We start from the raw sequence: 8,152 nt of genomic DNA, 5'->3' as shown, positions 1-8,152 counted from the left end.
GCGCGAGCGGTTTAGTCCAACGACCCGTTTCTGCCACTGAAAAGCTCCCCGCTCAAACGCCCGCAATATGGTGTACTGCGGACATCCCAAGCAGTGCCGGGGAACGCGTTCCTTTAGCTTTTCACCTCAGCGACCTGCACTTCGCGTGCTACCTTCGCCTGTCGCCGGGTCTTCTCATTGAGTATCTGATGACGCCGGTGGTCCGTCATCTTCTTCCAGCCGCGGATTTCGTCGAGCGTCCGAAAGCAGCCGATGCAAAGCCCGGTCTTGCCATCGAACGCACAGACATTGATGCATGGCGATTTGACTGCCATCGCTCAGGCCACAGCGCGGGTCGGGTTCACTTCGACCGTCACATGCGACAGTCCCTTGAAACGCTTGAGTGCTGCGCGGTAGAAGCCCGGGTTGCGCAGCGCTTCATCTGTGGCCACCGAAACGATCGCGCTCATATGCCCCGGACCGACCCGCCAGACATGGAGGTCGAGCACGGTGTCGCCGTTGTCTTCGATGACATGACGGACGCTTTCGGACATACGCTTGTCCACATTCATGTCGAGCAGGATGCCGCCCGTATCGCGCATCAAGCCCCACGACCAGTTCGCAATCACCAGTGCGCCGATCACACCCGCAAGCGGGTCCATCCAGACCCAGCCGAACGCACGCGCGAGCAGCAGGCCGATGATCGCCAGCACGGAAACCGCGGCGTCGGCAATGACGTGAATGTAGGCCGAGCGGATGTTGTGGTCACGGTTTGCTGCAACCTGTGTATCGTCGTGATCGTGCTCGTGCTCTTCGAACTCGACCTGATGTTCACCATCGGGCAGGCGGACAACGGCCTTGAATGCATGCGGCTCAGGAATCTCGGTCTTCGACTCCACATAGCCACCGCGGTCGGCAAACGCGAAGGTCTGGCGCGTCCCGCCGGGGCGGATCGTCGTAACGGAAACAGCATCGGCGTTTGGTTTCGAGGAACCCGTTTCGGGTGTGATGCGGAAGACGGGCGGTACACCGTCTTCGAAGACCGATAAGGCGAATACGCCAGCGCTACCGAAGATGCGATGCACCTCTTCGTCGTGGCTGTGTTCGTCCTCGTGACCGTGGCCATGACCGTGTCCGTGGCTATGTCCATGGCTGTGGCCGTGGTGATCGCCGCTCAGCAGCCAGACGCTCGCAAGATTGACCAGCAGTCCGAGCACGGCGATGGGGATCGCCTGACTGAAGTGGATGGGCACGGGCGAGAGAAAACGCGAAACAGCTTCGTACGCAATCAGCAGCGCGATCATCGCGAGTACGATGGCGCTGGTAAAGCCCGCGAGATCTCCCAGCTTGCCGGTGCCAAATACGAAGCGGGTATCGCCAGCATGCTTGCGGGCGTACGTATAAGCCAAAGCGGCAATGAGCATCGCTCCAGCGTGTGTCGACATGTGCAGACCGTCGGCGACGAGTGCCAGCGAGCCAAAGAGACTCCCGCCGACAATTTCAGCCACCATCATCGCACTGCACAGCGCAATCACCATCCAGGTTCTGCGCTCGTTGTCTTCGTGAGCTGCGCCCAGAAAAATGTGATCGTGTCCCGCCCCGAAAGCGGCGTCCTCGAATTGGCTCATGGCTCTCTCACTTGAAGTAGCTGTGCACCACTTCGATCAGTTGCTCGGTGCCGCTGCCGTGCGCGCCGTCGTGCGGTTCGGCATCGACGAGATGCGTGCGGATGTGGTCTTCAAGGACCACCGCGAGCAGCCCGTTCATCGCGCCACGGCTACTGGTGATGAGCTGGAGCACATCCATGCAACCGCGCTCTTCTTCAAGTGCGCGCTCAATGGCCTCGACCTGGCCCTTGATGCGGCGAACCCGGTTGAGCAGCTTCTGTTTTTCACGAATCGTATGGCTCACGGCTAGCCCCAAAATAGTGTTGGGGGCTATCTTACTTCATATAGGGTATGGGGGTATACGTTTCTATCGAACGAGGTTTGAAGAGAGCGTTGCCAGCGCGGCGCGTCGTACCAGAAAGTTTCAACCTGCCGGGTGGGTGCGTTCGAATGGAATGCCAACTTGGCTGTGCGGAGGAGACGCTCGGATGTCTACGTCGCAGTGCTCGCGGGCGGCCGCTCATGGCCGCTTGTACCCGCTCAGCTATGACGCCACAAAGCTGTCGCCGCCGCAGGATGGATTTGCGAACGGCGGCTTCCGATGAAGGGAGCAGAACGCGTACAGTCGGGCCATTAAGAGTCATTCACCCGCAGCGTCGATCTGACATTAGGGCGACCGCTCCGCACCAGCAACCCGTCGTTCAACCGGTGTTGATGAAAGCTTGGAGGCAACTATGCGCGCTTCCTCCGGCTCGCGCCAGCTGGACAGCATCTTCTCGACCTCCGTCGCGATCCAGACTCGGAAAAGCCGATATTCCCTTCGCTCCAGTGCGCTCTTATGTGTGACCAGGTAGTGGTGCCTATCATGGAAGACCAGACATTCTTCAACGGGTCTTACAAGACGGCCTACTTCGACTTGACGGTGAATCAGATGGTGCCACCCCAGTAACGTGCCTTCGCCAGCTTCCGCTTGAGATACAAGTAGGCGATAGTCGTTGCTTTCGAAGTTTTCGTCTTCTATTAACTGCTCTCCGACATCGCCTTGCTGGAACCAGTTTCGCCACACGCGCCAGTCGACGTGCTCACCGAGGTGCGTTCGGCCAAGGGGGGAGAGGCTCAATGTCGGGTGTTTCAGCAAATCAAGCGCCGAAAGGTTTTTCCCTCGATAGTTCTTCTCGAAAAACTGTTCGCTGCAAACGGGATATACGATGTCGTGGAAGAGTCTTTCGACCGTGTATTCCGCTTCTCGCGGCGGGTTTTTAGTAACTATCACGTCCGGGTCGATGAGTCCGTCGAACTCCTTGTAATGGTCGGTGACCACTACATGAAGCCTCACATGTGGAAACTGTTCTCGGAATGCCGCAAGGCGGGGCGCGAGCCACAACGCGGAAAATGCATGAGACACGCAGATGATCAGTACGCTTCTTCCATGCCGACGCAGCGCCTCGACCGACTCGGCGATGTTCATGATTGAAAGGTAAGACGCGTTATATAAAATCCTACCGGCTTCCGTGAGCGCGATGTGCCGACCTGAACGTTCGAAAAGAACGATGTCCAGCGAATCCTCTAGCTCTTTGATTTGACGGCTTATCGCCGCCTGAGTGACACAGAGAACTTCGGCCGCCTGTGTGAAACTCTCGTAGCGTGCGGCCGTCACGAAGCACCTCAGCGCTCTAAGCGACGGCATCTGGGCAAGCAATCGGTCGGCGAAAGGCCGCATTTTCGGCATGATCTAAATCTTTCTGTGGCCCAATCCTGCTGGACAGTGCTGTCCGCACATTTTGAAGCGTCCGACGCGACGCAGAGCCGATAGCCGTCCCCCGTCTCGTTGAACTTCTTCTGGCGGACGGAGCTGGTCTTCGACACCGCTCTTATACGCTGGCGCCCAGTTCTTTCGCAGCCGCCAACGCTATGAGAAGGTCCAGGTGCGCTCCACCCGCGTTCTTAAACACGGTCGCCTTTCCGCTCCGTTTTGGCGCAGCCTGAACCATTTCGAAGAGATCACCCTTGATATCGCTTCGGACCAGCGAGCCGTTGGCGACGGCTTGCATGATGTCTCCAGCCTCGACTGCTGTGTCTCTGAAGTCGACAAAAACGTCGGATTGTTCAATCACGTCGTCGTCAGCCTCGCGCATGTCAGGCCGGTATCCACCGACGAGATCGACATGTGCGCCGGGCCTCAAGAATCGACCCTTGATGATCGGACGGACGGAGCCCGTGGCCGCCGAGATGATATCTGCTTGCGATACTGCATCGTTAACATCCGTGACCACGTCAATCGTCCGGCCTGGTTGGATCAATGATTGCGCAACGCTATCGAGCTTCTGCGGCGTGCGGTTCCATAGCATGATCCGCTTGATGGATGGCCTGACATGGATATGCGCCTGCCCCAACGCCAGTGCAATAGGCCCCGCTCCAATTACGAGCAGGGTCTTACTGTCGTTGGCGGACAGTAATGCTGATGCCAGCGCAGAGTCCGCTGCGGTTTTCCAGCGCGTGACTTCCGGGCCATCGAGGATCCATGAGATGGACTTCTTGTCTTCGTCGACCACAACGAAGATGGCGTCCTCGGTCGGCAGCGGTGTTTCTCTGTGTGCATTTGGAGGAAAGATAGAACAGACCTTGACACCTGCCCCGTAGCCGGGAAGCACGACGCCTCGCGAAAACACGCTGAACGGACCGCTTTGAAGGAGCAGATCCTCAGTGCGAGGCCTCGCCCCACGATGACCGTCACGAAGTGCCTCGATAGCGCGTTCCCACGTCATGACTGAACGAATATCTCGCGCGGACAACATCACAGCGCTCATCTGGTTACTTCCTCTTTCTTTCCGAAAGTCCGGTTTCTGAACTAATGGTCGAGAAGCCACTTCTGTGCAGGGTTGGAGAGAGTGAGCACTCGATTGCGAAGACAATCGAGCGCTTCGCTGCGTGCGCGGTCCGGATCAAGCCGATTGACCGATGACGGCAACAGGATCACCGAGAACGTCCATTTTTGGTGAGACACCAAGACCCGGCTGAGCCGAGACTGACATGCAGCCATCGTTCAGTTCCGGCCCTCCCGAAGCGACAGTGAGGCTGTGGTACTCATGGAACGCCGACGACTGGAAGTGAAAACCGGATGGTGTCGAGTGCGCGAGATGGCACAGGGCGGCAGTCGCAATTTCTCCGCCCCACGAGTCTTCGATTGTGAGCGAAATTCCCATCGTCACAGCGAGATCCCGGAATTGCCTGGCCTTCGTCAGACCGCCTACGCGACTCACCTTGAGATTGACCACGTCCATCGCTCGGTCCTGAAAGCCACGTATCAGCAAGCGAATGTCTTCCATGCATTCGTCGAGGATCAATGGATGATCCGTATGCTGCCTGACCGTGAGGCATTCCTCATAGCTGGGGCACGGCTGTTCGATGTAGATATCGACGTCCCGAATCGCCTTGACAACGCGCAGCGCTTCGTGCTGCCGCCATCCGGTGTTCGCATCTGCCGCCAGGACATTGCCGGGGCGCAGTTCAGCAGACACTTTGCGGATTCGCTCGATATCCGAATCTGCACCCGCGCCGACCTTCATCTGGAACTGCTTGAAGCCCTGGTTCTGATACTCCCGGATTTTTTTCGCCATCGCATCCGGGTCTTGCCGACTCACCACCTTGAAGAGCTTGACCGCGTCTTGCAGACGCCCGCCGAGCAGGTTGTAGACCGGCTGGCTGGTCGCCTTACCCAGAATGTCCCAGCAAGCCATATCCAACGCTGACTTCACATACGGATGCCCCTTGAGAAGCTCGTCCATGCGGACATTAATCCGACCAATCTGGCACGGATCCTCGCCGATCAGGCCTTCGGCAATCTTGATAAGGCCCGCGCGAGCGCCTTCGGCATAGGCGGGCAGATAGGACGGTCCGAGCGGGCAAATCTCGCCGACACCGGTGAGTCCAGCGTCCGTTTCGACGACGATCACCGTCGAGTCGAACGAGGCAAACGAGAATGTCGACCAGCTATAGGAACCCTCTTTCAGCGGTAGGTCTACCTGGTAGAGCGAGATTTTCGTGATCTTCAAGATGGCGCCTCCGTGCCGTTTGCGTGTTGATGCGGAAAACTATAATTGCCGGTGCTTCAAAAAAATTGTATGTTTCGGACAATCGGCGGCACGGCAATGGAGACAAGGAATGCGGGGCGATTACTCTTTTCTGCGGCCGGGCAAGCCCGCGCCAGAGGTCGAGACGCGGCTCAGAATTGGCATCGCACCGACTCCGGACTTCACCCTGATGTCCCTTTCGTGCTTTGTCGAGTTTCTGCGACTGTCGGCAGACGAGTCGGATTTCAGCAGGCAAATCTACTGCTCGTGGGACCTTCTGTCTCACGAGTTTTCTCCCATCCGATCGAGTTGCGGTTTCCCGATGTTGCCGACCAAACTCTTCGGCGATCCATCTGAATATGACTACGTTGTGGTGCACGGCGGCCTGCTGCATAGTGCGGAGCCGATCCCCGACGAGCTTTACCGATTCATACAATCCTGCGTTGAAGCACGCGTCCCCGTCATCGGGCTGTGCACCGGTCAATTCATTCTTGCCGAACTGGGCTATCTGGCCGGAAAACGATGTGCTGTTCACTTCTCGCTCGCGCAAGCGATGCAGAGCAACTTTCCGGACGTCATCGCTGTGACGGATGCCCCCGTAGTAGTGGACGGCGGATTCATTACATGCCCGGGCGGTCTTGCGGCGATCAACCTTGCAATGCACCTGGTTACGACCAACTGCGGTAATACGCGATCGCACAAGGCGCTTCACTATTTGATGGCCGATCGAGGATTCGAAGAAATACAGGCTATGAAGGACGACTCGGAGATCGGCCTGCATTGCCCGGACCGGCGGGTCGTGAACGCAGTCGGCTTGATGAGGCAACGAACATTTGAGCCAGGTTCAATTGCCGGCATTGCACAAACAATCGGAACGACCGAGCGCGAACTTACCCGACTTTTCAGGAAGCATCTGCGTGTCGCGCCCCTTCAGTATTGGAGGGGAATGCGCCTGAATGCCGCAAAATGGATGGTGGTCAACAGCGACCGGTCGATTACGCAGATCGCATACGAGTGCGGCTTTACAGACAGCTCACATCTCATACATTGGTTCAAGCGCGAATTCAACGTCACCCCCTCGAAGCTGAGAAGGCTTCAGTCAGACATTGGAGTGCATTGAGCCGATTACGTGATTCAGTAGGGCGCGACGCTTGCACATCCGGAGCGGACGTTGCGGTGTCGCGAGCCTGAACGGCAGTTTGGGGTCGCCTGCAGGCATAGGTGTCGGACAGTAAGCGGCCAGTTCGTGCCGCTCGCCCTTACTCTCAAACGGACGCTCGAGCGTCGGCTTTGCTGAGACAGCAGACCTTCCCGCGATGCTGTCCTCTTGAGTAAGCGCAACAGCGTTAGCCTGCACCAGTTTCTTTTTTCCGTTCCACGTACCACTCCTTTTCGCTTTCCGGTAAGAGCAAAGGAATCGCGAACTGAATGCGGCTCACCGCCGCGTCTCTCGACGCTTTGTCGCCTTTGACGTTTGCACCGGCGCCCCACACCTTAATGCCACCACCAGCCTCGACGCTGCTGGAATCCTCTACGGTCAGCGCAATGTCAAAATCAACAATCGTCGATTTAAGTCGGGCGCTCTCTGAAAACCGATCGTTGGGCGCGTATTTGTGCCCACCGTCAGACCGTGGAACGACATACGCGCCGAACTCTGTGTCTTGAGCATCACGAATTCCCGCGATCACCTCAACAAGTGACGCCTTGACAAACTCTCGCAAGTCCATGTGTTGCTCCAATATGAAAGGACTGTCCTGAGATTCGACACGTAGTAGTAAACTGGTAAAAAATGCTCGTTCGACTCTCATCGTGACTAGCTACTACACTACCTAACACACCACGGAATCGACGACCATGTTGCCCAAATACCTTGAAATCAAGAAGCGGCATCACTACGTCTGGGCGAGCTATCTCACCCGATGGGGGCGTGGCACGGAAGATGTCTTCTATACCACTAGAAAGGGAAAAATTGCACATGACAGCGTGCGGGGCATTGTCGTCGATGACTATTTCTACAAGATGTCCACGCTTACCAACAATCATGTCAAGGTAATTGAAGGTTATTCTCGAAAAAGTCCGGACCATCTCCACCAGCAACACATGTCGTATCTTCACGACTTCCTGAAAACCCAACGAGCTGAAGAAATCTACTGTCAATTCGCGACTCAGAATCAGGAAGTCGAACCTCATCTTAACGCTGCGAAGTGCAACCTGATTGAAAATCTCCACTCCAGTCACGAAAAGACGGCGCTACCAATGTTGGCCGCACTCGCTGATGAAAAGCTCGATTTGCTGCATGATAATCAGCACATGGTTCAGTTTATGGTGTTTATCGGTCAACAATTCTGCCGTACCAAGGCTTTCCGCGATAACGTACTCAAAATTCTAAATCGGCGTAATGCCCTTGAGATTGAAGTCGCTGACGCCACGGCACACTCATGGTGGTTTTTGAGCTACATGTACGGGATGAACCTCGGATAGAGGTGGCTCCGGAAA

General features: G+C 56.7%; 9 protein-coding genes. 2 read left to right on the top strand and 7 right to left on the bottom strand.

All coding sequences use genetic code 11. From position 1 onward, the window contains the following. Nucleotides 1–113 precede the first annotated feature (113 nt). The 6 genes from BN2476_RS42845 to BN2476_RS42820 all read right to left on the bottom strand — a co-directional run bounded on the left by BN2476_RS42845 (nt 114) and on the right by BN2476_RS42820 (nt 5,638). Complete coding sequence (locus tag BN2476_RS42845) at nt 114–314, bottom strand: DUF1289 domain-containing protein (RefSeq protein ID WP_087740180.1); 201 nt, start codon at nt 312–314, stop codon at nt 114–116. Between the two features lie 3 nt (nt 315–317). Then, entirely contained in the window at nt 318–1,607 is a 1,290-nt protein-coding gene (dmeF, locus tag BN2476_RS42840; RefSeq protein ID WP_087740179.1) for a CDF family Co(II)/Ni(II) efflux transporter DmeF, read from the bottom strand. Nucleotides 1,608–1,614: 7 nt separating this feature from the next. Then, nucleotides 1,615–1,890 (bottom strand): metal/formaldehyde-sensitive transcriptional repressor, encoded by a 276-nt coding sequence (locus tag BN2476_RS42835; protein WP_087740178.1) that lies wholly within the window; start codon nt 1,888–1,890, stop codon nt 1,615–1,617. 363 nt (nt 1,891–2,253) lie between these two features. Further along, a complete protein-coding gene (locus BN2476_RS42830) occupies nt 2,254–3,315 on the bottom strand; it encodes a LysR substrate-binding domain-containing protein (RefSeq protein ID WP_087740177.1) in 1,062 nt (353 codons plus the stop codon). A gap of 142 nt (nt 3,316–3,457) precedes the next feature. Beyond that, nucleotides 3,458–4,393 carry an ornithine cyclodeaminase family protein gene (locus BN2476_RS42825; RefSeq protein WP_218274609.1) on the bottom strand — a complete coding sequence of 312 codons (936 nt, stop codon included), beginning with the start codon at nt 4,391–4,393 and terminating at the stop codon, nt 3,458–3,460. Between the two features lie 135 nt (nt 4,394–4,528). Then, a complete protein-coding gene (locus BN2476_RS42820; RefSeq protein ID WP_087740176.1) occupies nt 4,529–5,638 on the bottom strand; it encodes a cis-3-hydroxy-L-proline dehydratase in 1,110 nt (369 codons plus the stop codon). A gap of 109 nt (nt 5,639–5,747) precedes the next feature. Here BN2476_RS42820 and BN2476_RS42815 point away from each other — a divergent pair, with 109 nt between their 5' ends. Next, a complete protein-coding gene (locus BN2476_RS42815) occupies nt 5,748–6,776 on the top strand; it encodes a GlxA family transcriptional regulator (RefSeq protein WP_087740175.1) in 1,029 nt (342 codons plus the stop codon). Nucleotides 6,777–7,002: 226 nt separating this feature from the next. Here BN2476_RS42815 and BN2476_RS42810 read toward each other — a convergent pair whose 3' ends face one another. Next, nucleotides 7,003–7,383 (bottom strand): hypothetical protein, encoded by a 381-nt coding sequence (locus BN2476_RS42810; RefSeq protein WP_087740174.1) that lies wholly within the window; start codon nt 7,381–7,383, stop codon nt 7,003–7,005. Nucleotides 7,384–7,510: 127 nt separating this feature from the next. Between BN2476_RS42810 and BN2476_RS42805 the strand changes: the two genes are divergently transcribed. Further along, on the top strand, nt 7,511–8,137 hold the full coding sequence (locus BN2476_RS42805; protein ID WP_087740173.1) for a DUF4238 domain-containing protein: 627 nt from the start codon (nt 7,511–7,513) through the stop codon (nt 8,135–8,137). Nucleotides 8,138–8,152 lie beyond the last annotated feature (15 nt).

It is taken from the genome of Paraburkholderia piptadeniae, assembly GCF_900007165.1.
GTDB lineage: Bacteria > Pseudomonadota > Gammaproteobacteria > Burkholderiales > Burkholderiaceae > Paraburkholderia > Paraburkholderia piptadeniae.
The sequence above is the reverse complement of the archived record's forward strand: the minus strand, read 5'-3'. Positions and strand labels throughout refer to the sequence as shown.

Bases quoted from the DNA above. Each gene is read 5' to 3' on its own strand.
- dmeF (WP_087740179.1), bottom strand. From the start codon at position 1,607: ATGAGCCAATTCGAGGACGCCGCTTTCGGGGCGGGACACGATCACATT.
- BN2476_RS42825 (WP_218274609.1), bottom strand. From the start codon at position 4,393: ATGAGCGCTGTGATGTTGTCCGCGCGAGATATTCGTTCAGTCATGACG.
- BN2476_RS42815 (WP_087740175.1), top strand. From the start codon at position 5,748: ATGCGGGGCGATTACTCTTTTCTGCGGCCGGGCAAGCCCGCGCCAGAG.
- BN2476_RS42845 (WP_087740180.1), bottom strand. From the start codon at position 314: ATGGCAGTCAAATCGCCATGCATCAATGTCTGTGCGTTCGATGGCAAG.
- BN2476_RS42805 (WP_087740173.1), top strand. From the start codon at position 7,511: ATGTTGCCCAAATACCTTGAAATCAAGAAGCGGCATCACTACGTCTGG.
- BN2476_RS42830 (WP_087740177.1), bottom strand. From the start codon at position 3,315: ATGCCGAAAATGCGGCCTTTCGCCGACCGATTGCTTGCCCAGATGCCG.
- BN2476_RS42810 (WP_087740174.1), bottom strand. From the start codon at position 7,383: ATGGACTTGCGAGAGTTTGTCAAGGCGTCACTTGTTGAGGTGATCGCG.